This is a genomic window from Protofrankia sp. Cj5, assembly GCF_917627405.1.
In the GTDB taxonomy this organism is placed as follows: Bacteria; Actinomycetota; Actinomycetes; order Frankiales; family Frankiaceae; genus Protofrankia.
In genome coordinates, this window is the sequence record NZ_CAKJTO010000001.1 from 165,865 (window position 1) to 188,494 (window position 22,630).

23 protein-coding genes and 1 pseudogene are annotated in these 22,630 nt (G+C 70.2%); 19 read left to right on the top strand and 5 right to left on the bottom strand.

Annotated elements, in window-relative coordinates:
• The first annotated feature begins 46 nt into the window (after positions 1-46).
• Entirely contained in the window at positions 47-1,123 is a 1,077-nt protein-coding gene (gene ychF / locus MJ777_RS00665) for a redox-regulated ATPase YchF (RefSeq protein WP_239308420.1), read from the top strand.
• A gap of 229 nt (positions 1,124-1,352) precedes the next feature.
• Here the strand turns inward: ychF and MJ777_RS00670 are convergent, their stop codons facing one another.
• On the bottom strand, positions 1,353-2,543 hold the full coding sequence (locus MJ777_RS00670; protein WP_239372396.1) for an ABC transporter substrate-binding protein: 1,191 nt from the start codon (positions 2,541-2,543) through the stop codon (positions 1,353-1,355).
• A 273-nt stretch (positions 2,544-2,816) separates the two neighbouring features.
• Complete coding sequence (locus MJ777_RS00675; protein ID WP_239345744.1) at positions 2,817-3,125, bottom strand: 4a-hydroxytetrahydrobiopterin dehydratase; 309 nt, start codon at positions 3,123-3,125, stop codon at positions 2,817-2,819.
• A 108-nt stretch (positions 3,126-3,233) separates the two neighbouring features.
• On the opposite strand from MJ777_RS00675, the gene MJ777_RS00680 reads away from it, so the two are divergent.
• The 5 genes from MJ777_RS00680 to MJ777_RS00700 all read left to right on the top strand — a co-directional run bounded on the left by MJ777_RS00680 (position 3,234) and on the right by MJ777_RS00700 (position 8,239).
• Positions 3,234-3,665, top strand: coding sequence for a (deoxy)nucleoside triphosphate pyrophosphohydrolase (locus MJ777_RS00680; protein ID WP_239372398.1), 432 nt, complete (start codon positions 3,234-3,236; stop codon positions 3,663-3,665).
• Positions 3,666-3,913: 248 nt separating this feature from the next.
• On the top strand, positions 3,914-5,752 hold the full coding sequence (gene typA, locus MJ777_RS00685; protein ID WP_239308394.1) for a translational GTPase TypA: 1,839 nt from the start codon (positions 3,914-3,916) through the stop codon (positions 5,750-5,752).
• A 217-nt stretch (positions 5,753-5,969) separates the two neighbouring features.
• On the top strand, positions 5,970-6,848 hold the full coding sequence (gene mshB / locus MJ777_RS00690; RefSeq protein ID WP_239372435.1) for an N-acetyl-1-D-myo-inositol-2-amino-2-deoxy-alpha-D-glucopyranoside deacetylase: 879 nt from the start codon (positions 5,970-5,972) through the stop codon (positions 6,846-6,848).
• Between the two features lie 260 nt (positions 6,849-7,108).
• The gene (locus MJ777_RS00695) at positions 7,109-7,630 is read left to right on the top strand and encodes a DUF6113 family protein (protein WP_239308393.1); all 522 of its coding nucleotides are present in this window, start codon (positions 7,109-7,111) and stop codon (positions 7,628-7,630) included.
• A gap of 111 nt (positions 7,631-7,741) precedes the next feature.
• Complete coding sequence (locus MJ777_RS00700) at positions 7,742-8,239, top strand: flavin reductase family protein (RefSeq protein ID WP_239308392.1); 498 nt, start codon at positions 7,742-7,744, stop codon at positions 8,237-8,239.
• Between the two features lie 6 nt (positions 8,240-8,245).
• Here MJ777_RS00700 and MJ777_RS00705 read toward each other — a convergent pair whose 3' ends face one another.
• Positions 8,246-9,142, bottom strand: a complete 897-nt coding sequence (locus MJ777_RS00705) for a transglutaminase-like domain-containing protein (protein ID WP_239308391.1) — start codon at positions 9,140-9,142, stop codon at positions 8,246-8,248.
• A gap of 365 nt (positions 9,143-9,507) precedes the next feature.
• Between MJ777_RS00705 and fdxA the strand changes: the two genes are divergently transcribed.
• The 6 genes from fdxA to MJ777_RS00735 all read left to right on the top strand — a co-directional run bounded on the left by fdxA (position 9,508) and on the right by MJ777_RS00735 (position 15,026).
• Complete coding sequence (fdxA, locus tag MJ777_RS00710; RefSeq protein WP_239308390.1) at positions 9,508-9,831, top strand: ferredoxin; 324 nt, start codon at positions 9,508-9,510, stop codon at positions 9,829-9,831.
• A 50-nt stretch (positions 9,832-9,881) separates the two neighbouring features.
• Positions 9,882-11,246 (top strand): succinyldiaminopimelate transaminase, encoded by a 1,365-nt coding sequence (gene dapC, locus MJ777_RS00715; RefSeq protein WP_305039352.1) that lies wholly within the window; start codon positions 9,882-9,884, stop codon positions 11,244-11,246.
• Between the two features lie 174 nt (positions 11,247-11,420).
• Positions 11,421-12,266 (top strand): 2,3,4,5-tetrahydropyridine-2,6-dicarboxylate N-succinyltransferase, encoded by an 846-nt coding sequence (locus tag MJ777_RS00720; protein ID WP_239372400.1) that lies wholly within the window; start codon positions 11,421-11,423, stop codon positions 12,264-12,266.
• 70 nt (positions 12,267-12,336) lie between these two features.
• Positions 12,337-13,389, top strand: coding sequence for a succinyl-diaminopimelate desuccinylase (gene dapE / locus MJ777_RS00725; protein WP_239308418.1), 1,053 nt, complete (start codon positions 12,337-12,339; stop codon positions 13,387-13,389).
• A 96-nt stretch (positions 13,390-13,485) separates the two neighbouring features.
• A complete protein-coding gene (locus tag MJ777_RS00730; RefSeq protein ID WP_370652610.1) occupies positions 13,486-14,439 on the top strand; it encodes a TIGR00730 family Rossman fold protein in 954 nt (317 codons plus the stop codon).
• Positions 14,436-15,026 carry a TIGR00730 family Rossman fold protein gene (locus MJ777_RS00735; protein WP_239308388.1) on the top strand — a complete coding sequence of 197 codons (591 nt, stop codon included), beginning with the start codon at positions 14,436-14,438 and terminating at the stop codon, positions 15,024-15,026. Before MJ777_RS00730 ends, MJ777_RS00735 begins: the two co-directional genes overlap by 4 nt.
• A 12-nt stretch (positions 15,027-15,038) precedes the next feature.
• On the opposite strand, the gene folP is transcribed toward MJ777_RS00735, so the two are convergent.
• Positions 15,039-15,851 (bottom strand): dihydropteroate synthase, encoded by an 813-nt coding sequence (gene folP, locus MJ777_RS00740; RefSeq protein WP_305039353.1) that lies wholly within the window; start codon positions 15,849-15,851, stop codon positions 15,039-15,041.
• Between the two features lie 281 nt (positions 15,852-16,132).
• Between folP and MJ777_RS00745 the strand changes: the two genes are divergently transcribed.
• The 4 genes from MJ777_RS00745 (at position 16,133) to MJ777_RS00760 (ending at position 19,230) form a co-directional block, all read left to right on the top strand.
• A complete protein-coding gene (locus tag MJ777_RS00745) occupies positions 16,133-16,591 on the top strand; it encodes a DivIVA domain-containing protein (RefSeq protein WP_239308386.1) in 459 nt (152 codons plus the stop codon).
• A gap of 166 nt (positions 16,592-16,757) precedes the next feature.
• On the top strand, positions 16,758-17,222 hold the full coding sequence (locus MJ777_RS00750; protein ID WP_239345752.1) for an SRPBCC family protein: 465 nt from the start codon (positions 16,758-16,760) through the stop codon (positions 17,220-17,222).
• A gap of 219 nt (positions 17,223-17,441) precedes the next feature.
• Positions 17,442-17,609, top strand: coding sequence for a DUF3117 domain-containing protein (locus tag MJ777_RS00755; protein WP_013872340.1), 168 nt, complete (start codon positions 17,442-17,444; stop codon positions 17,607-17,609).
• A gap of 13 nt (positions 17,610-17,622) precedes the next feature.
• Complete coding sequence (locus MJ777_RS00760) at positions 17,623-19,230, top strand: leucyl aminopeptidase (protein WP_239372402.1); 1,608 nt, start codon at positions 17,623-17,625, stop codon at positions 19,228-19,230.
• Between the two features lie 117 nt (positions 19,231-19,347).
• On the opposite strand, the gene MJ777_RS00765 is transcribed toward MJ777_RS00760, so the two are convergent.
• Complete coding sequence (locus MJ777_RS00765) at positions 19,348-20,010, bottom strand: O-methyltransferase (protein ID WP_239372404.1); 663 nt, start codon at positions 20,008-20,010, stop codon at positions 19,348-19,350.
• A 168-nt stretch (positions 20,011-20,178) separates the two neighbouring features.
• Between MJ777_RS00765 and sigE the strand changes: the two genes are divergently transcribed.
• The 3 genes and pseudogenes from sigE to MJ777_RS22835 all read left to right on the top strand — a co-directional run.
• Positions 20,179-21,066: an RNA polymerase sigma factor SigE gene (sigE, locus tag MJ777_RS00770; protein ID WP_239372414.1), complete on the top strand. Its 888-nt coding sequence runs from the start codon at positions 20,179-20,181 to the stop codon at positions 21,064-21,066.
• Positions 21,063-21,980, top strand: a complete 918-nt coding sequence (locus MJ777_RS00775; RefSeq protein WP_239372416.1) for a zf-HC2 domain-containing protein — start codon at positions 21,063-21,065, stop codon at positions 21,978-21,980. The genes sigE and MJ777_RS00775 overlap by 4 nt, the downstream gene beginning before the upstream one ends.
• Before the next feature lie 216 nt (positions 21,981-22,196).
• Positions 22,197-22,630 (top strand): annotated as a pseudogene (locus MJ777_RS22835) (hypothetical protein); the annotation flags it as partial.

Below are 22,630 nucleotides of genomic sequence, written 5' to 3' on the forward strand. Positions count from 1 at the left end.
TGGTATGTGGACGCCGGCCGCGGCCCGCCCCGTAGACTGCGGCGTCATGGGCTTGTCGATCGGGATCGTCGGACTACCCAACGTCGGCAAGTCGACCTTGTTCAACGCGTTGACCCGTAACGACGTCCTAGCCGCGAACTACCCGTTCGCCACCATCGAGCCGAACGTCGGAGTCGTCGGCGTTCCGGACTCCCGGCTGGCCCGGCTGGCTGAGGTGTTCCACAGCACCCGTACGGTGCCGGCGGCGGTCAGCTTCGTCGACATCGCCGGGCTTGTCCGCGGCGCGGCCGAAGGACAGGGCCTCGGCAACAAGTTCCTCGCCAACATCCGCGAGTCGGACGCGGTCTGCCAGGTTGTCCGTGTCTTCTCCGATCCGGACGTCGTCCATGTTGACGGCCGTGTCGATCCGGCTGACGACATCGCCACGATCAACACCGAATTGATCCTCGCCGACCTGCAGACCATCGACGCGCGCCTGCCCAGGCTGGAGAAGGAAGCGCGGGTCGACAAGAGCAGGCAGGCCATGCTGGCCGCCGCGAAGCACGCCCGGGAAGTACTGGACGCGGGCCGCACCCTTTCGTCCGATCCGGGCGTCGACCGGGCCGCGCTGCGTGAGCTGTTCCTGCTCACCGCCAAGCCCTTCCTGTACGTGTTCAACGTGGACGAGGACGTCCTCGCCGACGACGGCCGGCGTAAGGAGCTCGCGGCGCTGGTCGCCCCGGCCGACGCGGTGGTCTTGTGCGCGAAGGTCGAGGCCGAGCTGAGCGAGCTCCCCGACGACGACGCCGCCGAGCTGCTGGCGGCCCTGGGGCAGACCGAGAGCGGCCTGGCCCAGCTGGCCAGGATCGGCTTTCACACGCTGGGCCTGGCGACTTACCTCACGGCGGGGCCGAAGGAGTCGCGGGCCTGGACAATCAGGGCCGGCGCGACCGCGCCGGAGGCCGCGGGCGTCATCCACACCGACTTCCAGCGCGGGTTCATCAAGGCGGAGGTCGTCTCGTTCGACGACCTGATGGCGGCCGGTTCGATGACCGCGGCTCGTGCCGCTGGCCGTGTCCGTATCGAGGGCAAGGACTACGTGATGGCCGACGGCGACGTCGTGGAGTTTCGTTTCAACGTCTGATCAGGTACCGCTCCCGCGGCTGGGGCAGCGCGCGGGTGATCGCGTTCCGCACCGGCTGCCCGGGGCGCGCCGAGCCCAATGCCTGCGGTGGCTTTCTCCGCCGCATCGCGGCGCACCCACCTCAGGGCGTGTTTCGGTCGTCACCCAATGCCTCCGGTGACTTCCGAAACACGCCGTAGCCTCGTTCCTTGATCCACGCCCCTGTTGCCGGGCGCTCTGCGGCTCCGAGCTACTGACCGCAGTATGGCGCCGGCTGCTGCACGTCGAAGGCGGTGCCCTTGGCGTTGATCTGGACGAAGGTGTAACACGGTGAGGCGCTCTGGTACTTGGCCATGTCGGAGGCTGGTACCACCAGACCGTTGGCATCGTAGTCGTGGACATCTCGCAGCCCGCTGATGAAGGACTGGCGGGTGGGGCACGAGCCGGCGGCCTGAAGCCCGCGGATGAACAGGTCGGCGGTGATCCAGCCGCTGAGGGCGACGCTCTGGGTCGGTGGCTGGAGCTGCGGGGCGTACGCCGTCATCCCGGCGATGAACGCCTTGTGCGCGGGCAGGTTCTCCTCGAACGGCGCGACGTTCAGGAACAGGTAGGTCCTGGCGAGCTGGGCGCCGTATTTGATGAGGACCGCCTGGTCGTACCCGGACGGGGACATCGAGACCTTGAGCGGTATCTGCGCCCGGTTGACCGCGCTGGTAATGCTCGCGAAAGCGTCGACCGTCAGCGCGCCGGCGAGCACGTCAACACCGTAGCTCTTTATCTTTGCGGCGATCATGGACGGGTCCGTCCCGGTCACGGAGATCTGGTCGGTGTAGACCACGTCGATGCCCGCGGCCTTCAGGCTGTCCGTCATCTTCTGGGCGAAAATGCCCGATGCCTCGCTGAACGCGATGCGGAGCACGGCGGCCTTCCGGCCGCCCAGGTTCTTCGCGAATGTTCCCCATGTCGTCGGTGCCGGGCCGTCCGTGAGGTAGTTCGACCAGGTGAACATGTTGTCGTTCTTGCTCCAGATGGTTTCCGCCGAGAAGCCGACCACCGGTATGCCGTTCTTGTGCAGGTAGTCGGCTGAACCGGAGACGACGTTGCTGGCCTGGAGGATGCTGAAGACCTGTGATCTTTCGACGAGCCCGGTTGTCACGGCGCGGTTCGTGGCCGGGTCGGAGCTGTCGTCCGACCAGTCGTAGACGAGCTGGCGGCCATGTACGCCGCCGTTGCCGTTCGCCACGCCGAACCGCGCGTCTATGCCGGCCCGGAAGTCCGCGAACTGCGGTGCCGCGGGCCCTGAGGAGGGGAAGACCAGCCCGACTTTGGCTGTGGTCGGGCTGATGCCGGGGGTTGTGCAGGCTGCGTTCGCGGACGCGCTCTGTGTGTCGCCGTTACCGCCGCCGCAGCTTGCCGCCAGCACAACGGCGACGACGGCCATGGCAGACCGCTGACCAAACGGAATGCGATGCCGCACAGTAGGCCTCCACGAACAGTGGTTGTCTTGTCACGCTGATCCAGCATGGCGCTGGGGTGACCTTCCCGGGATCCGACGCCCGATAGATCAAGGCGAATAGCTAATTCATATCACCTAGTTTTGATGGGGACGCCGAGGGTTCCCAGGTCAGAGCCTTGGAGGCACGACGAGTAGTCGGAAAGATGCGGCGGCGCATGAGGGATTGCCGTGCCGCCGCACCCCTGTTGCCGGGCGCTCTTACCTGCTGGGGTCCGCGATGCCGTGCTGACGCAGGACGTCGGAGATCCGGGATGCCAGCGTGATGTCAAGCTCTGTGACGCCGCCCTGGGAATGCGTCCAGACCGTGAAGGTTGTCACGCCGTGTGCTCGGTCAACGATGGGATGGTGATTCATGGTGTTCGCCACGAGCGAGATCCGCTCGACCACCTCGTCTGCGGTCTCATCATCCATGGTGACTTTTCGTACAATTGTCGAGGTATCACCGCTCCATCCCGGTAGTTCGCCGAGTGCGTCGGCGAGCCGGTCCGCGTCGAGCCTGATGGGCATGGAATGGCCTCCGTTCAGTTTGTCGGGTGACTTCGGTGTTACCCCCACCTGGGTGAGCGCGCCCTCCTTGCCGCGGGGAAACCCAGCGCCATGAGAGTGTGTGCGGCTATGGAGCCGACAGGCAGCCGGCGGGTTGTGGTAGCCGCGGCGCTCATCGACGCGCAGGGCCGCGTGCTGGCATGCTGCCGGCGCGATCCTCCCGCGCTCGCCGGTGGCTGGGAGTTTCCCGGTGGCAAGGTCGAGCCCGGCGAGGACGAGGCGACCGCGCTCGCGCGCGAGTGCCGCGAGGAGCTCGGCGTGGGCATCGAGGTGGGAGCGCTCCTCGGCGAGGTCGCGCTGCCCACGGCCGGCTGGGTGCTCCGGGTGTGGTTCGCTCGGATCGTCGGTGGCGAGCCATATATGATCGCGCATTCGGAGCTGCGATGGCTGGCATCGCACGAACTTGATAACGTAGCGTGGCTCTCTCCGGACTTACCGTTAGTTAATGATCTTCGTGTTGCTCTGGCGGCGGGTGTTCTGGGGTTGTGGGATGGTAGATAACATTAACGGAAGGTGTTGAGAAATAAACCTTCTGTTGATTTTCGATGTGAGGTCTCGCGGGTCCGTACCATGGCGGGTAGACCCTGAGAGGCGAGCGGGAATGGGATGATCTTCTGGTGCCCATGCCTGACGCGCGGGGTGTCCCGTCGGGCCGGGTTCCGCGTCCGGCGTCACGATGTCAGCACCATCTGTCCAGTAACAACCAGCCTCGGGGCCGCTGCCCCACGTCCGTACCGGAGCCCGCCACCGTGTCCGTCCGCGCCGATCTGCGCAACGTCGCGATCATTGCCCACGTCGATCATGGCAAGACAACCCTCGTCGACGCGATGCTGCGGCAGTCCGGCGCCTTCGGTGACCATGCCGAGGCGACGGATCGCGTCATGGACTCGATGGATCTCGAACGCGAGAAGGGCATCACGATTCTCGCGAAGAACACCGCGGTCCAGTACGGCGACGTCACGATCAATATTGTGGACACGCCTGGCCACGCGGACTTCGGCGGCGAGGTCGAGCGTGGCCTGTCCATGGTCGACGGGGTCGTGCTGCTGGTCGACGCGAGCGAGGGCCCGCTGCCGCAGACCCGGTTCGTCCTGCGCAAGGCGCTGGAAGCCAGGCAGCCGGTCATTCTGGTCATCAACAAGGTGGACCGTTCCGACGCCCGGATCGCCGAGGTCGTCGACGCGACCTACGAGCTCTTCCTCGACCTCGACGCGGACGAGAGCCAGATCGACTTCCCGATCGTCTACTGCAACGCCAAGGCGGGACGCGCCTCGCTGAACCGGCCGGATGATGGCGGCAACCCCGACTCACCCGATCTCAAGCCGTTGTTCGACGTGTTGCTTGAGTCGGTCCCGATGCCGGTCTACGACCCGCAGGCACCCTTGCAGGCGCTCGTCACCAACCTTGACGCATCCCCCTACCTCGGCCGGCTCGCGCTGTGCCGGGTGCACAACGGGACACTGCGCCGTGGGCAGAGCGTGATGCTGTGCCGCGCGGACGGCCGTACCGACCGGGTGAAGATCAGTGAGCTGCTGGTCACGAAGGCGCTGGAGCGGGTGCCGGGCGAGCAGGCCGGTCCAGGCGACATCATCGCCATCGCGGGCATTGCGGATATCATGATCGGCGAAACGCTGGCCGACCCCGAGGACCCGCGGCCGCTGCCCGTCATCACCGTCGACGAGCCGTCGATCAGCATGACCATCGGGATCAACACGTCCCCGCTGGCCGGTAAGTCCGGGACGAAGCTGACCGCGCGACTGCTGCGTAACCGGCTGGATGCCGAACTGGTCGGCAACGTCTCCATCCGGGTGCTGCCGACCGAGCGCCCCGACACCTGGGAGGTGCAGGGCCGAGGGGAGCTCGCGTTGGCGATCCTGGTCGAGCTGATGCGCCGTGAGGGCTTCGAGCTCACCGTCGGTAAGCCGCAGGTCGTCACCAGGGAGATCGACGGGAAGCGGCACGAACCGGTGGAACGGCTCACCATCGACGCCCCCGAGGAGTACCTCGGGACGCTCACCCAGCTGCTGGCGGTCCGCAAGGGCCGCCTCGAGCAGATGATCAATCATGGCACCGGCTGGATCCGGATGGAGTACCAGGTGCCGGCCCGCGGGCTCATCGGCTTCCGGACCGAGTTCCTGACCGAGACCCGCGGCACCGGGCTGATGCACCACGTGTTCGACTCCTACGAGCCCTGGTTCGGGGAACTCCGTACCCGTGCGACGGGTTCGATGGTGGCTGACCGTGCTGGCGTGGCGACCGCGTACGCCCTGTACAACCTGGGCGAGCGCGGCACCCTCTTCGTGGGTCCGACCACCGACGTCTACGAAGGTATGATCGTCGGGGAGAACTCCCGTGCCGACGACATGGACGTCAACCCCACCAAGGAGAAGAAGCTCACCAACATGCGCTCGTCCACCGGGGACGAGCTGGTGCGCCTCACCCCACACCGGCAGCTGTCCCTGGAGCAGGCGCTGGAGTTCTGCCGGGAGGACGAGTGCGTGGAGGTCACGCCCGGTCCGGTGCGGATGCGCAAGGTCGCGCTGACCGCGGCGGAGCGGGAGAAGCTCCGTTCCCGCCGCCGGGCGTGACCTCGGCCAGCGTGCGGCGGCTGTCGTCGTGTGCGTGAGGTAGGCGGGCCAGCCTGGCTTCGCTCCTCGGGTGATCTCCGTTCATCCTCGCGGAGCGTGGTTGGTGGGCTCCGGTGCCGTCGCGTCCGCGGCGCCCCGTAGGGTCGTGGGCGTGACTGCTCCCACTGTGCTGACCGGGTCTGGGCCGGACTTCATCGAGCTGCCGGCGCGGCGGGTGATGTTCGTGCATGCCCACCCTGACGATGAGGTGATCGGGACCGGGCTGACCATGGCGTCCTACGCCGCCGACCCGGAGACCCATGTGACTCTTGTCACGTGCACGCTCGGGGAGATGGGCGAGGTGCTCGTTCCAGAACTGATCAATCTGCGCTCCGACCGGGGCGACCAGCTCGGCGGGTACCGCATCGGTGAGCTGGCGCGCTCGTGCGAGGCGCTCGGCGTCACCGACCATCGCTTCCTCGGCGGGCCGGGCCGCTGGCGTGACAGCGGCATGATGGGCACTCCTGGGAACGACGATCCGCGCTGCCTGTGGCGGGCCGATCCCGACGAGGCGGCGGCCGCGCTGGCTGAGATCGTCCGTGCGGTCCGTCCGCAGGTACTGGTCACCTACGACAGCAACGGTGGCTACGGGCATCCCGACCACATCCGTGCGCACGAACTGACTGTGCGGATGTTCGAGGTGGCGGGGGATCCGTCCTTCGCTCCGGATACCGGGCCGCCCTGGCAGCCCGCGAAGCTGTACCAGACCGCGGTCGCGCGATCGATGATCCAGGCTGGGATCGACTACTTCCGTTCGTCGGGTACCGGGCGTGAGCTGTTCGACGGTGTGCAGTCGGCGGATGACGTGCCGATGGCGGTGCCGGACAGTGCCGTGACCACTGAGATCGATTCGCCCGCTCACTTCGAGGCGAAGGTGGCGGCCATGCGAGCGCATGCAACCCAGATGACGACGGACGGTTTCTTCTTCGTCCTGGCCGACGGCATCGGCCACCGGGCATGGGGCACCGAGCACTACATCCTCACCCGGGGTGAGCGCGGACCGGCCGGCGGCCCGAACGGGCGCGAGACCGACCTCTTCGCCGGGCTCGATCTCTGAGTGATCGGTAACAGGGGAGTGGGCCAAGGAGCGGGGCTGGGATGCGTGCGTCGCGAGGCGGCGGAGGGAGCCACCGGAGGTGTTGGGTGGCGACCGACGACAACGCGGCGAGGTGGGTGCCCCAGCCTCGCGACGCCGCGTCCCCTATTGCCGGTCGCTCTTAATCTCGACCCATGCCCGGTTCGACGATGCATGATCATTCGTGTCAGCCGCCTCCGGCGGCCTCGGTCACGGCGACAGCCACCGATGTGGGCAGGGACGTGAACGCGGTCAGCGGCAGCGACAGCGGCAGCGGCGCAGGCGCAGGCGCTGAACCGTCTCGGGCTTTCCTGGGGTCGGCCTACGTGTTCGGTTGGCTGGTCGGTCTTGCGCTCGGCTTCTACGGTGTGTTCCTCGTTCCGGTGGGCCCCCGGCCCGGCGGGGTCCTGCTGTCGGTCGGAGTTGCCTTCGCGCTGGCCGGAAACACCGCCGCGGCGCTGCTGGTGCGCTGGTTCACCGGCACCCGCCTCGGGGCCATGATCGTTGCTGTGGGCTGGATCCCGATCGTGCTGTGTTTTGGCGTCGCGCGTCCTGAAGGTGATCTTCTCCTGACGGCGGGCACCGCCGGGTACCTGTTTCTGGTCGTCGGTGCGATCGCTCCGGTCGTCGTGGCGATGCTCGGCTCGCCCCGTCGCGGCCTGTCCGCGACGCTGGCGACCGGTCCGCGCGGTTCTGCCTCCGGTCCGCACCCGGATCAGCGTCCGCCGGCCCAGGGCTCGGACCACCGTCGTCCCGGGCGCTGAAGGGCCGCCACAACCGGGGATGAAGCCGTGGCTGGCCAAGAGGAGATGTGGTCGTTGTCACGAGCAGGTCGGGAGTGCCTCGGCAAACCGGCGCGGGAGTAGCGTGTCCGCGTGGCCGTCGATCCGGACGCCTTCCGCCGGGCGGTCGGGCGTTTCGCAACAGGTGTCACGGTCATCACCACTGTTTTCGAGGACCAGCCGTTCGCGATTACCGCGAACTCGTTCACCTCCGTGTCACTCGACCCGTTGCTGGTGCTGGTCAGCGTTGGCAAGATGTCCCGTTTCCACACGCCGGTCCTCGGCGCGGGCGTGTGGGGCGTCTCCGTCCTTGCCGCGGACATGCGGGAGGCGTCCCGCTTCTTCGCCAGCCAGGACCGGCACGACGCACGGACCCTCTTCGAGAGCTGGAAGCATTCCATCGGAGCCGCGACCGGCGTGGTTCTGCTGACGGACGCGCTCGCGGCGTTCGAGTGCCGCACGGTCCTCACCTACGAGGGCGGTGATCACACCCTGCTGCTCGGTGAAGTCGTGGCACTGGACGGATCCAGCCGGGATGCGCCTCCCCTGCTGTTCTACCGGGGGATGTACCGGGAGCTCGCCGCTGACTGACCGGCGTCAGTTCAAGCGGGCACGGGCGGCGTGTGCCGCTTCACGGGCCGCGCCGGCCGCGGCCGGCTCCAGGGCGGCGACCACATCGGCGAAAGTCGTGAGATCCGCCGCGCCGCCGATGAAGTCACCGCGGCGGGCACGTAGTTCCCCGCGCTCCCGGAGCAGGTGGGTGGGATGGCGCGGCAGCAACAGGGACAGCTCGACGGCCCACAGCCGCGTCGCGATGGCCTCCGTCCGTGCCGCCCAGATCCGGATGTTGCCCAGTACCCGCATGAGCAGGCCGGTCGGGTCCATCGGCTTGAGCTGCGAACGGGTGAACGCCACCCCGGCGGAACGGACCTTCTCCGCGGCCTCGTGTACGGTGATCAGCCGGCCGCCGGCGAACGGGTCGACCAGGACGTGCCGGTCCGGCGCGCCGACACCGACGATGACATGGCCGGGCAGGCCGATCGGGTACGCGGGGACGCCGAGGCGGTGGGCGACCTCCATCCACACGATCGACAGCATGATCGGCAGGCCGTGCCGACGCCGGAGCACCGACGTGAGCAGGCAGGCGTGCAGGCTGTCGGAGCTGCCGGGGTCACCGTGGAAGCCGGCTCGCGTTCCCAGCGCCTCCCGCAGGATCTCGGCGGCGGCACGCACGTCCAGCCCGGCGAGTGTGCGCCGGGTGGCGGGTCGCTCGTCCGCCGCGGTGCCCAGTTCGTCCGTTGCGGTGCCCAGCTCGTCCGGCGCGATGTCGAGAAGGCGACCGGCGTCCGTGGCGAGGGCGTCGAACCGGGCCAGCTCGCGGGCTGGGTCGAGGCCTGGTTCGACCTCCGCCGCGATCAGCAGGCAGGCCAGCGCGACATCGACCGGATCCCGGCGGACGATGTCGGCGAATTGGCGTCGTGTTCGGGCACTCATTGCGGATTCGCCTCCGTATGCCCAGCGTTGCACTGCCCGGCGCCGCACTGCCCAGCGGCCGCTGGGCGGACCGGCCGCGGCGGCACCCTCCGGCCGGCAACGAGATCTGTTTCCGCGACCTTCACGATGGAACCGTCTCTGGTCCGTATCGTCAGACATCGGTCGGTCCAGGACAGCAGCTGCCCGACGACGTCGGTCAGTGGCAGCGGACCGGCGACCCGCCGGCGGACGGAAACCCTGGCGCCGACGTCAGCAGGAGTGATACGGACGACATACACGACAAGCGAACGCCCTTGTTGTCGACACAGAACCGTCGAGGTCGATACTAGGGAATCAGTCGCCCGTGAGCCGAGGAGGAACAACCGGTGACCTACGTCATCGCGGAGCCCTGCGTCGATGTCAAGGACAGGGCCTGTATCGAGGAGTGCCCGGTCGACTGCATCTACGAAGGCGGACGGATGCTGTACATCCAGCCTGACGAGTGCGTCGACTGCGGAGCGTGTGAGCCCGTCTGTCCGGTCGAAGCCATCTACTACGAGGACGACGTTCCGGATCAGTGGAAGGGTTTCACCGACACCAACGCCGTCTTCTTTGAGGAGCTCGGTTCGCCTGGCGGGGCGTCGAAGGTGGGCGCGCTCGACTTCGATCCGCCCGGTGTCGCCGCGCTGGCGCCGCAGGGCGAGTCCTGACCGGGCCTACGGGGCCTGCTGGAGCGCTCCGGCAGGCCCATCACTTCCGGGTGCGGCTGCCCGACTTCCCCTGGGACGCCCTTGCGCCGTTCGCGCGCAAGGCCCGCGCGCACCCGTACGGCATGGTCGACCTGTCGGTCGGCACGCCGGTGGACCCGACCCCGCTCGCGGTTCAGCATGCCCTCGCGGCGGCGGCGAACGCCCCCGGCTACCCGGCCACCGCGGGTACGCCCGAGTTGCGGGACGCGGCCGCGGGCTGGCTGGCGCGCCGGCTCGGGGTGATCGTCGAGCCCGACAGCGTCCTGCCGGTGATCGGGACGAAGGAGCTGGTCGCGCAGCTGCCGAGCCAGCTCGGGCTCGGGCCGGGCGACCGCGTCTGGATACCGGCACCGGCCTATCCGACCTACGAGGTCGGTGCCCTGCTCGCCCGTTGCGAGCCGGTGCTCGGCCCGGTGGACGGTGTGGCGCTGGTCTGGCTGAACACTCCGGCCAACCCCTCCGGCCGGGTGCTGACCGTGGACGAGATGCGGGCGGTCGTGGGCTGGGCCCGCGAGCGCGGCATCGTCGTCGCCAGCGACGAGTGCTACATCGAGCTGGGCTGGGAGGCCCGGCCTGTCTCGGTGCTGCATCCGGATGTCTGCGGCGGCTCCCACGAAGGGCTGCTCGCGGTGCACTCGCTGTCCAAGCGGTCGAACCTCGCCGGCTACCGCGCCGGCTTCGTCACCGGGGATCCGAGGCTCGTCACCGGGCTGCTGGAGGTGCGGCGGCACGGCGGGTCGATGGTGCCGACACCGGTTCAGGCCGCCATGACCGCGGCCCTTGCCGACGACATGCACGTCGCTGAGCAGCGGGCGCGTTACGCCAACCGGCGGGCCGTGCTCGCCGCGGCGTTGGCCGTTGCCGGCTTCACGATCGAGCACAGCGAGGCCGGGCTCTACCTGTGGGCGACCCGCGGGGAGGAAGCCTGGACGACGGTGGACGCCTTGGCGAGCGTGGGTGTACTCGTCGCCCCCGGCGTGTTCTACGGCGAGGCCGGGCGCAGGCACGTCCGGATAGCGCTGACCGGGCCGGACGCCCAGGTCGCCACCGTCCCGGAGCGGATGGCGATGTTGCCGCCACCGCAGCTGGTCAACCCGCCACCGGCACCGGTGGCCGCCGGGTACGTCGGCGGCGGTCACCAGACCGGCGCCCGTCCGGTCGCGCCGCTCCTCCCGTCCGGACCGCCGACCGGGGGTCTGCCCGTGGCCGGGACGCGGCCGGACACCGCTTACCAGCACCAGCAGGGGAGCCAGTACCAGGACAGGGGGCCGGCGCCCGCGGGCCCGGGGACGCTCCCGGCGATGCCGTGGCCGGGCGACGACCGTGGCGGCCGTCCCGGATTCCGGGTCACGACGGAGCCGCCGGACATCCGGTAGCCCCCATCCTGGGCCGGGGGGTGCCGTCCGGGGCGCCGCGGTCCCGCCTCCCGCCTCCTGCCCCGTTGGCTCCGGTCTCCCGGCACTGAGCGGTGGGCTCCTCGATCTTCCAGGATCATGATCCTTCGGGGCCGGTGGGGCACGGGCGGCAGGCGCCTCGTTAGGGTCGGGGTCGTGAGCACATCGGGCGAGATCATCGACTCCGCGATAGACCCGGTCATCGACCTGTTGTGGGACCGTCCTGACGCCGCCGAGGCGCTGGCCGGCCGCAGTCTGCACGATGTCGTGGTCGAGGCGGTCAACCTCCTGGACGCGGGGAAGGCACGGGTCGCCCATGTCGCCGACAGCGGCGACGTCGTCGTGGACGAGCGGGCGAAACACGCTATCCTGCTCGCTTTCCGGGTGCTGCCGATGGCCGAGTCCGCGGCCGGCGACTTCCGTTATCACGACCGGGTGCCGCTCAAGACATCCTTCGACGGGGTGCGGGTCGTGCCGGGCGCGATCGTCCGCTGGGGCGCGCATATCGAACCTGGTGCGGTGCTGATGCCGAGCTACACCAACATCGGCGGGTACGTCGGTGCCGGTACTCTGGTCGACACCTGGGCGACGGTCGGTTCCTGCGCGCAGATCGGGCGCCGGGTGCACCTGTCTGGCGGGGCCGGCATCGGCGGGGTGCTGGAACCGCCGAACGCCAAGCCCGTGGTGGTCGAGGACGACGCGTTCATCGGCAGCCGCGCCATGGTGGTGGAGGGCGCCCGGGTGCGCCGCGGGGCCAAGCTCGGCGCCGGCGCGATCCTCACCGCCTCCACGCACGTGTTCGACGCGGTCACCGGCGAGGAGTACCCGCGTGGGGAGATTCCGCAGCGGGCGGTGGCGGTCGGGTCGAGCCGGGTGAAGTCGTTCCCCGGCGGGGACTACGCCATGCCGTGCATCCTGGTGCTGCGGACGCTGGCCGAAGGGGAGATCCACGACAAGCTCGCGCTGAACGACATCCTGCGGGAGCACGGCGTTGCCAGCTGAGCAGCTGCCGGACCGGCTACCTGGACCATCCGCCGAGCGTTCCCCGCTCGGCCGCGGCGCGCCGCTCGACCTGACCGCCTCGGCGGTGGAGCTGACCCGCGCCCTGGTCGACGTCCCGTCGGTGAGCGGCTCCGAGGCCGTCCTCGCGGACCTGGTCGAAACGGCTCTGACCGGCGTCGCCGGACTGCGGGTCGACCGGGACGGCGACGCCGTCGTTGCCCGTACCGACCTGGGGCTGCCGACCCGGGTGCTGCTGGCCGGGCACCTCGACACCGTGCCGATCGCGGACAACCTGCCCGCCCGGTTCGCGGCTGGCAGGCTCTACGGCTGCGGGACCTCCGACATGAAGTCGGGAGTGGCCGTGCTGCTGCGGCTGGCCGCCGCGCTCGCGGGTGAGCCCCTCACCCATGACGTGACCTGGGTTTTTTACGACAACGAGGAGGTCCGCGCCGAGCTCAACGGGTTGCGCCGCGTTGCCGAGCGCCATCGCGACTGGCTGGACGCCGATCTCGCGGTGCTCCTGGAGCCGACCTCGGGCGAGATCGAAGCGGGCTGCCAGGGCACCCTACGGGTGGTGGTCTCGCTACGCGGACGCCGGGCGCACTCGGCGCGGGCATGGCTTGGCGAGAACGCGATCCACCGCGCCGCGCCGCTGCTGGAGCGCCTCGCCGACTACCAGCCACGGACGGTGACCATCGACGGTTGTACCTACCGCGAGGGCCTCAACGCCGTGTGGGTGAGCGGCGGCGTGGCTGGCAACGTCATCCCGGACGCCTGTGAGGTCACGGTCAACTATCGGTTCGCCCCGGACCGTGATGTCGGTCAGGCGCTCGAGCATGTCCGCGCTGTACTCGACGGTTTCGCCCTTGCGGTGACCGACAGTGCGCCCGGTGCGCTGCCCGGCCTCGCCGCGCCCGTCGTCAGCGCGTTCGTGGCGGCTGCGGGATGTGTGCCCGTGGCCAAGTACGGCTGGACCGACGTGGCCCGCTTCGCCGCGCTCGGTATCCCGGCGCTCAACTTCGGGCCTGGTGACCCTGGCCTCGCCCACACCCGCGACGAGTATGTCGAGGTGGCGCGGATCGGCGCGGCAGAGGATGTGCTGCGGCGCTACCTCATGCGCTGACCCGCATGGGATGTTTCGGGTAACCTCCGTCGAACTTCTCGGTCGGTTACCCGTTTACGATCTTGAATGTAACGCTGGAACGTTATGTTACAGCTCGTGAGTGCGCCTACCGACCCGACCCAGCCAGACGTTCCTGTCGCCGACGGTGCCGTGGCCGCCCGAGCGCTTTCCGCTGGCCCCGCTTCCGCCGATGTTTCTGTCGCCGTCGCCTCGGCCGCCGCCGGTCCGGGTCCGGGTCCGGCTCCGGGCCGGGATCGGCCAGCCCGGACCCGCCGGCCGCCGGAGCGGCAACGCGGGCCCATCACCGTTCGCCGTGGGCTGGTCGAAGGGTCGACGACCGACCAGCATCTGCTGGACACCCGTGGTCCGGCTGACTGGGTCCACGCCGATCCGTGGCGGGTCCTGCGGATCCAGAGCGAGTTCGTCGAGGGGTTCGGGCTGCTCGCCGAGCTGCCCCGGGCGGTGACGGTCTTCGGCTCGGCTCGTGTCCCCGTCGAGGACCCCGACTACGCCCTTGGCGAGCGGCTCGGCGGCGCGCTCGTCCGGGCTGGCTACGCGGTGATCACGGGTGGCGGCCCGGGGGCTATGGAAGCTGTCAACCGGGGCGCGCAGGAGGCTGGCGGCCTGTCGGTCGGCCTCGGCATCGAGCTCCCGTTCGAACAGCGTCTCAACGACTGGGTGGACCTCGGGGTGACCTTCCGGTACTTCTTCGTCCGCAAGACCATGTTCGTCAAGTACGCCGAGGCATTCGTGATCCTGCCAGGCGGGCTTGGCACGCTCGACGAGCTGTTCGAGGCGCTCACGCTCGTCCAGACCCGTAGGGTGACCCGCTTCCCGGTGGTGCTCATGGGCTCGCGGTACTGGGCGGGCCTGCTGGACTGGCTGCGCACCACGGTTGCGGGCGCCGGGCGCATCCTGCCGACAGATCTTGATCTTGTCACTCTCACCGATGACGTGGACGAGGCTGTTCAGATCATCGTCAACAGCCACCGCGTGGGCAACGACCAGCCGGGCTCGGAGGCCGGGCGTCCGGGCGGCGAGCCCGCGTGAACATCTGTGTCTACTGCTCGTCGTCCGAGGCGATCGATCCCTCCTACCTCGAGCTGGCCGCGGCGGTCGGTGCCGCGCTCGCCCGCCGCGGCCACGGCCTGGTTTCGGGTGGCGGCTCCGTCTCGTGCATGGGTGCGGTCGCCCGCGCGGCCCGTGCGGGCGCCGCCCGCACCACCGGCGTGATTCCCCGAGCGCTGTCGGCCCTGGAAATCACCGACGGCGACGCGGACGAGCTGATCGTCACCGAGACGATGCGGGAGCGCAAGAGGCTCCTGGAGATCCGCTCGGACGCCTTCCTCGCCCTCCCCGGCGGTCTTGGCACCCTGGAGGAACTGCTGGAGATGTGGGTCGGGCGCGTTCTCGGGATGCATGCCAAGCCGGTCGTCGTCCTCGACCCGGACGGCCTGTTCGCCCATCTCCGGGCACAGGTGGACGAACTGGTCCGGCGGGGTTTCGTCCGGCCGGCGGCCCGGAACGCCCTGGGCTGGGCGAATACGGTCGAGGCCGCGTTGGATCTTCTTGAGGCCGGCGTGCCACCGCCGGGCGGCACCGGGCCGACCACCGCCGAGCGGCTCGAGGGGGAGTAGCCGCCGTCCGGGTCAGGCGAGGCCTCGGCGGGCGACGGCGAGGTCGCGGGTACCGCGGATGGCCGCCACCATGTCCAGCACCCTGCGGGTCTCGGCGACCTGGTGGGCGCGGAAGATCCTGGCACCGAGCCAGGCGCTGATCGCGGTTGCGGCGAGGCTCCCTTCGAGGCGGTCTGTGACCCCGGCGTCGAGGGTCTCGCCGATGAAGTCCTTGTTCGACAGCGCGACGAGAACCGGCCAGCCGGTTGCGGCGAGTTCGGGGAGCCGGCGGGTCGCCTCCAGGGAATGCCGGCTGTTCTTGCCGAAGTCGTGGCCTGGATCGACGATCACGCCGTCCGGTCGCACGCCGAGCGCCACCGCGCGGTTCGCGAGCCCGGTCGTGGTGGCGATGATGTCGGCGACCACATCGTCGTAGGCGATCCGGTGTGGCCGGGTGCGCGGCGGCAGCTGCCCGGCGTGGGTGCAGACCAGACCCAGCGCGTGCTCGGCGGCGACTTCGGCGAGCCGGGGATCGGTACCGCCCCAGGCGTCGTTGAGCAGGTCGGCGCCTTCACTCGCCACCACCCGGCCCACCTCGGCACGCCAGGTGTCCACGCTGATCACGACGCTGGGGTGCCTGGACCGGACGAGCGCGACGAACCCGCCGAGCCGCCGCAGCTCCTCGATGGTGTCGACGTCCTCGCCCGGTGCCGCTTTCACCGCGCCGATGTCGATGATCTGGGCGCCTTCGGCGACGGCACGGTCCACCGCGGCCAGCGCTTCCGGCTCGCCGTAGGTTGCGCCTCGGTCGAAGAACGAGTCGGGCGTCCGATTGATGATTGCCATGATGGTCAGGTCGGACGGGCGGAACGTCGATGAGCCGAGCCGGAGGTCGCTGGCCGCCCGGGTACCCGCGGGGAGCCCTCCGCCCGTGCTGCCGGCGGTGTGGGCGGGGCCGGCGGGGCCGCCCGTCGAGGAGATGTCGCTCACCGCAGGGAACTTTAGCGGCCGGCGCTGGAAGCTTCGAGGATCCACACCCCTGTTGCCGGGCGCTCTTATCCGCCGGCCACGTATGCGGCGGACCCGCCCGGAGCCTGCGCCGGCCTGCGTCCGCGTGAAAAAGAGCGGTGATCGTGCTGTCGGGGTGGCGGGTGCGGCATAATTTCTCAACCCGTGCCACGATCGTGGATGTGTTGCTCGTCGTCGAGATAGTGGTTGTTGCCGCAATTGTCTTCGCCGTCGCGGCTCTGTCGGTCGGACGCTTCGACCGGTTGTCGCCAGCGCCGCCGGACGCGGCCGGTGACGGTCTGCCGGCATTGACCGTGTCCGCTGCCGACCTCGCCGGTGTTCGGTTCGACATGGCGTTCCGGGGCTACCGGATGGCCGAGGTCGACGCGGTGGTCGCGCGGCTCGCGGACGAGCTTGCCTGGCGGGACGCTGAACTCGCGCGGCGGGACGAGGAGATGGTCAGGCTGGCTTCCTTCGCCCATGCCGACGAGCAGGCGCCGAGCTACCGGAGCGCGGAGCGCGACGGCTGGACCGGCCACGCCGATGCCGTCGGCCCGGCGGCCCCGCCGGTGGAGTAACCGGCCGCCGGGCGGGCATGGCCGCGTGGACGGGAGTCCCGGGAGATGCGGACGGGAGTCCCGGGGAGATGCGGAGGATGCGAGGCCTTCGAGCCGGCGGAGCACTACGGGAGATCTTCATGGTGAGCGTCAGTCATCCCGGGAGCGCGTTCCCCTGGCCGCCGGTGTGAAGCGGCGCGGGTCCGGCACGCTGGCCGTGGCCGTCGAGGTGGAGGCCGCGCCGGCAACCGTGTTCGCGGCGTTGACGGACTGGGAGCGTCAGGGCGAGTGGCTGCTGGCGACGACGGTGGTCCGAAGCCGCCAGGGCGGGATCGGGGTCGGCGGATGCATCATCGCCCGTACCGGGATCGGCCCGCTGGTGCTCGTCGACTCAATGGAGATCGTCGAGTGGGAGCCGCCGTACCGCTGCCTGGTTCGCCATACCGGCCGGGCGGTGCGCGGGGGTGGCGCCTTCGTGGTGGTTCCCCTGCCCGCCGGGCGGTCGCGGTTTGTCTGGTCCGAGGACCTGGAGCTGCCGCTGGGATGGCTCGGCCGGGCCGGGTTCGCGCTACTGCGGCCGATGGTTGTGGGTGCGTTGTGGGTGTCACTGCGCCGGTTCGCTCGGAACGTTCGAAAAGTGACGTGCGGCTGACCTCCGACTGACACCGCGGCCGGATCGTCGTAACGTTCTGATCATGGACGTTGGTCCGGATTGCGTGTGTGTTGTCCATTCAGAGGCATCTCTGGTGCTTCGCGATCCCGGCAAGCCGCGTCTGTTGTGGCGCTGCGGGGTGACGTGTTTCGGTTCCCGGCCTGTTCTCCGGGATAATCGCCGGTGGTAGCAGGTCCGACGGCAGGAAGAGGTGCACCGATGGCGGCCATGAAGCCGCGGACGGGTGACGGTCCGCTCGAGGTCACCAAGGAGGGCCGCAGCATTATCATGCGCGTCCCGCTGGAAGGGGGTGGCCGTCTTGTGGTGGAGTTGTTGCCCGACGAGGCGAAGGACCTTGGGGACGCGCTGAAGTCGGCCGCCGGCTAGACGCGCGGCCAGCGTGTTCGACGTTCCAGCGGACGCCGGGTGGGCCGTCCCCCGCCCACCGATCGTGACGCTGCGGGCCGGTACGCCATTGGAGGTCGGCGTGCCGGTCCTGGCTTTGTTGACCTTCCCCGTGGGGAAGGAGGTCGTCACGGCCGCGGTGACGGCGGCCGGTCGCGCGGTCGGGCACTCGCTCGGTCTTGACCTGGATCTTCTGCTGGACGCGGAGCGGGCCAGCGGCGAGCCGGCGGAGGTGGTCGTCGTCCCGCTGGGGCGGGCCGACCCGCCGACGAGGCTGCTGCTGCTGGGAGCCGGCAGGCGGGACCAGGCGGCCTGGCGTGCGGCTGGTGCGGCGTTCGCCCGCCGGGCCGCGTCCGCCAGCCGGGCGGCCGTGCTCGCGGACGCCGAGACCGGGGTCGACGCCATCGGCCTGCGCGCGTTCACCGAAGGCCTGTTGCTGGCCGCTTACCGTCCGTTGGTCGCTGCCTTGACCGACGGCGCCGCCGCGCTGACCGGCGACGGTGACGGTGACGCCAGTGACGGGACCACTGATGATCGCTCGAAGGCCCTGCGGGAAGCCACGATCATTGTCGCGAACCCCCGGGATCCCGAGCTGCGTGCCGCCGTCGCCGTCGCCACCGTGACCAGCCGTGCCGTGCATCTCGCCCGCGATCTGGCCAATATGCCGAGCCTGGTCAAGTCGCCTGAGTGGTTCGCCGCGCGCGCGGTCGAGACCGCCCGTGCGGCCGGGCTCGACGCGCACGTCCTGGGTCCGACGGAACTCGCCGAACAGGGCTTCGGCGGGCTGGCCGCGGTGGGCGCGGGTTCGTCGCGGCCACCGCGGCTGGTGCGGTTGAGCTACGACGGTGCTCCGGCGTCCGATCCCGGCTGTCCACGCGGCCGGCATGTGGCACTGGTGGGTAAGGGGATCACCTTCGATTCCGGCGGCCTGTCGTTGAAGCCCGCGACGTCCATGGCCGCGATGAAGACGGATATGGCGGGGGCGGCTGCCGTGCTCGCGACCATGACGGCCCTGCCGGCCATGGGTGTGCGGGACCGGGTCACCGGTCTGCTCTGCCTCGCGGAGAACATGATCGGTGGTGCCGCTATGCGGCCCGGTGATGTCGTCTCCTGCTGGGGCGGAACCACCGTCGAGGTGCTCAACACCGATGCCGAGGGCCGCCTTGTGCTTGCGGACGGGCTTGCCTACGCGGCCAGCCTCGCGCCTGATGCGATCATTGACCTGGCGACGCTCACCGGCGCGATCACGGTTGCGCTGGGCCGCCGGACGGCCGGCCTGTTCTCCTCCGACGACGCGCTTGCCAGTGAGCTGTTCCGGGCGGCTCAGACAGCCGGTGAGGGGCTGTGGCGGCTGCCACTGGTCGATGAGTACCGGCCGGCCCTGGAGTCCGGTGTGGCGGATCTCGCGAACATCGGCACCGCGCTGGACGTGTCCGGCGGGTCGATCACGGCCGCGCTGTTCCTGCGGGAGTTCACCGGCGGTATCCCCTGGGCGCACGTCGATATCGCCGGTACCGCCCGCGCGGACAGCGACGACGGTGAGATCAGCAAGGGCGGCACCGGCTGGGGCGTGCGCACGCTGCTGGCGTGGCTCACATCCTGAGGTCCTGCCCAGCATCCCGTGAGCGAGCCTGGGCGCCCGCGGTGGAGCCGCGGGGTGGGTTGTGGGTGGGGTGTTGTTCTCGATCACTGTTAGGTGATCGAGGGCCCTGTGGTGGGGTCAGCCGACCGGTGACGACTTCGCGACGACCGCGACGACCAGGCCGTCGCCGGCGGTGAGGAGCATCGGGGTCAGCCGGACGTCGTCCCGCACGGCGGTCGCGAGCTCCCGGGCCGCGATGGCCTCGGAGTCGCGAGCCTCCAGGTCCGCGACCCGCCCACCGGCGAGCATGCCGGCGAACACCACGATCCCACCCGGCCGCAGCAGCCGGAGGGCCTGGCTGAGGTAATCGGTGGCCTCACGCCGGTCCGCATCGCAGAACACCAGGTCGTAAGCACCATCGGTGAGGCGGGGCAGGACATCGAGGGCCCGGCCTGTTATCAGCCGGCTGCGGTTGGACGCCATTCCCGCGTCCGCGTACGTCCGGCGCGCGAGCCGGAGATGTTCGGCCTCGACGTCAATGGTGGTGAGCGTTCCGTCCGGCCGCATTCCGCGCAGCAGCCAGGTACCGGATACCCCCGTGCCCGTCCCGATTTCGACGACGGTGCGGGCGGCGACACAGGCGGCGAGAAAACGAAGGATGGAACCGGCCCCCGGGCTGACCGGAAAGATCCCGACTTCCTCGGCACGTGCTCGGGCAGCCCGCAGCGGAGGGTCTTCCAGGAGGAAGCCCTCGGTGTATGCGGAGGCCGGATCGACGGCTCCGGTGGCTGTGTCGGGCATGACATGGGCAGCCTACGGGAACGCCCGCTGCGGATGGAGCGTTCGTCAGGTCAACGCATCTCGTGTCGGGATGGGGCGAGGGGAGATCAGCCGGTGTCCGCTGCGGGTTTTGCCGCGCCATGGCCGGCGCGTCGGGTACGTTCGTCGCGAACCGATCGAGAGGCGACCGTGAACGGACAGGACACGCGCCTGGCCACGTTCGCGCCTGGGCGGTCGGTCTCGTCACGTCCGGTGTCGGACGGTGATGCCGTCGCCGAACCCGCCGCGGTGGAAATCGCCGGTGCTGACCAGCCCACGTGGGTGCCGCCCACCTGGGAAGAGGTCGTACGAGATCACGGTAATCGGGTGTACCGGCTCGCTTACCGGCTTACCGGGAACGCGCATGATGCCGAGGACCTCACCCAGGATGTCTTCGTGCGCGTGTTTCGGTCCTTGGCCGATTACACGCCCGGCACTTTTGAGGGCTGGCTGCACCGGATCACCACGAATCTTTTCCTGGACCGCATGCGGCGTCAGCAGAAGATTCGTTTCGACGCGTTGCCGGATGACCCGGAGCGCCTCGCCGGCCGTGAGGCGAGCCCGGAAGCCGTCTACGCGGAGTCGCATCTTGACGCCGACATCGAGGGCGCGCTGGCTGCGCTCCCGCCCGACTTCCGGGCCGCGGTCGTGCTGTGCGACATCGAGCAGCTGTCCTACGAGGAGATCGCGCAGACACTCGGGGTGAAGCTCGGCACCGTGCGCAGCCGAATCTCCCGAGGCCGCGCCATGCTGCGGCAGGCTCTCGCGGACCGGGCGCCGCGTGCGGCCGGGACGGCGGCCGGTCCGGCTTTGTTCGACGCCTCGGCAGCCGCGGGGGCCGCCCTGACCGCGCCGGCGGCACCGGAGACGGCGGCCGGGGCGTCCTCGATCGGGGCAGGCGCCGCCCTCTCGGTCGAGGACGCCGCGTCGCCGTCGCGCCGATCGCACCGGATCACTCGGCGGGCGTCCCCAGCAGGCCAACCGGCCGTGGCGAGCGCAGGTGGTGGAACGTCGTCCACGCCGGAGGGACAGGCGTGACCGGACATCTCGGCAAGCAGATAGCCCCGCTGGTGGACGGGCAGCTGGACCACGACGGCAGGGACCGCGCCTTGGCGCACATTGCGTCCTGTGCGTCCTGCCAGTGGGAGGTTGCCGAGCTGCGCCATCTCAAGGCGCGGCTGGCGGGGCTCGGCGGTCCGGCCCTGCCGGGGGGAGCGGCGGAACGGCTGCTGCGGATGGCCGCTCCCGGCATCGCCGGGCCGCCCGACGACCCGGCCCGCCCGCGCTCGGCCACCGTCTCCGTTCGCGTGGTCATCCGGGCAGCCGGGCGTGGTCTGTTCGTCGGTGTTGCCGGTTCGCTGAACCAGCCACCTGCTGCCCAGAGCCCCGCGCGCAGCCCCGATCCGGCCCAGCCGGTGGCCGGGCGGGTACGGGCAGGGCAGCCGCGGACCAGGCGCGTCGCGCTGTCGGCCAGGGCAGCTGATTTCCTTGGCGATGCCACCCCGAGGCGGCGCCGGCCAGACCAGCCCGCTTCGCGGTCCGCGCGGCCCGCGCTGTCGGCGGGCCCCGCCGATCGGCCGCGCCGGTCCGTCGGGAGGCCGGTCATGACAACCCCGCGATCCGGGGCTGGCCGCCGGTTGGTGACCCGCCCGGCCACCGGCCCGCGGGGGTACCGGAGCCGGGCGAGGCGAATATTGATGAACTCGGTGGCGGTGATTCTTTTCGCTGTCGCGGGTGCCGCGCTCGGAGCGACCGCCCCTGTCACGGTGCCGGAACCGGCGCGTCCGGTCGCGATCCCGGTGGTACAGCCCAGCCTCCCAGCCGGGACCAGGCTGGGAGGCGGCGTCGTCTCGGTGGCCAACGCCACTGAGGTCAATGCCGTCGAATCCGGAAGCGTCCGCCTGCTGCCGGTGATGGCTGTCGCGGCGTTGCCGGGTGACCGGCGGCGGTAGACCTGCCGGTGTGGCGCCGCGCCGCCACCGTGTTCCAGCGGCGTTGACGCTGGATCCTCTCGGGAGGCCGTACGGTGGTAGCCGCGTGATCGCAGTAGCGGGCCGCTGACAGACCCGAACTTTTCCCGGTGCCCGTTTACGCGATATCGGCGGATGTCTCGTGTCTGGCGTTATATCCGCTCGTACCCTGATGCTGGCACCGGGAGGCGGAGGGCCGTGGATGGCGACGGTGAGGAGGACATCCCGTTCCGGGGTGAACCGGCCGACAACGGCGGGCCGGCCGGCCCGCCGACGCGGCCATGGTGGACGCGCCCGGATCCGCCGGCCGCTCCCCGCGGGCCCTGGCCGGATCCGCCGGCCGCTCTCGCTGCCTCCCATACGCACCGTGCCGGCGGCCCCCATACCGATCCGGCGGACCCGGCTGACCCGGCTGATCCGGCTGACCCGGCTGATCCGGCTGACGCCCAGAAGTCAGCCGGACCGCGCGGCGCCGGCCGAGAGCCGGTCGACCCGGCCCCGGCTCGACCGGCGCTGGTGGCCCTGTTGCTCGCCGGGCTGCTCGGCGGCGTGGCTGGTGGCGCCATCGTCGGCGGCGCGGTCGGCGGCATGGCCGGCGTTCGCGCCGTACGGAGCGAACGCCAGGCCGCGCG

Excerpts from the sequence above, each read along its gene's own strand:
- ychF (WP_239308420.1), top strand. The coding sequence starts at position 47 with ATGGGCTTGTCGATCGGGATCGTCGGACTACCCAACGTCGGCAAGTCG.
- MJ777_RS00670 (WP_239372396.1), bottom strand. The coding sequence starts at position 2,543 with ATGGCCGTCGTCGCCGTTGTGCTGGCGGCAAGCTGCGGCGGCGGTAAC.
- MJ777_RS00675 (WP_239345744.1), bottom strand. The coding sequence starts at position 3,125 with ATGCCCATCAGGCTCGACGCGGACCGGCTCGCCGACGCACTCGGCGAA.
- MJ777_RS00680 (WP_239372398.1), top strand. The coding sequence starts at position 3,234 with ATGGAGCCGACAGGCAGCCGGCGGGTTGTGGTAGCCGCGGCGCTCATC.
- mshB (WP_239372435.1), top strand. The coding sequence starts at position 5,970 with ATGTTCGTGCATGCCCACCCTGACGATGAGGTGATCGGGACCGGGCTG.
- MJ777_RS00705 (WP_239308391.1), bottom strand. The coding sequence starts at position 9,142 with ATGAGTGCCCGAACACGACGCCAATTCGCCGACATCGTCCGCCGGGAT.
- folP (WP_305039353.1), bottom strand. The coding sequence starts at position 15,851 with ATGGCAATCATCAATCGGACGCCCGACTCGTTCTTCGACCGAGGCGCA.
- MJ777_RS00755 (WP_013872340.1), top strand. The coding sequence starts at position 17,442 with ATGGCGGCCATGAAGCCGCGGACGGGTGACGGTCCGCTCGAGGTCACC.
- MJ777_RS00765 (WP_239372404.1), bottom strand. The coding sequence starts at position 20,010 with ATGCCCGACACAGCCACCGGAGCCGTCGATCCGGCCTCCGCATACACC.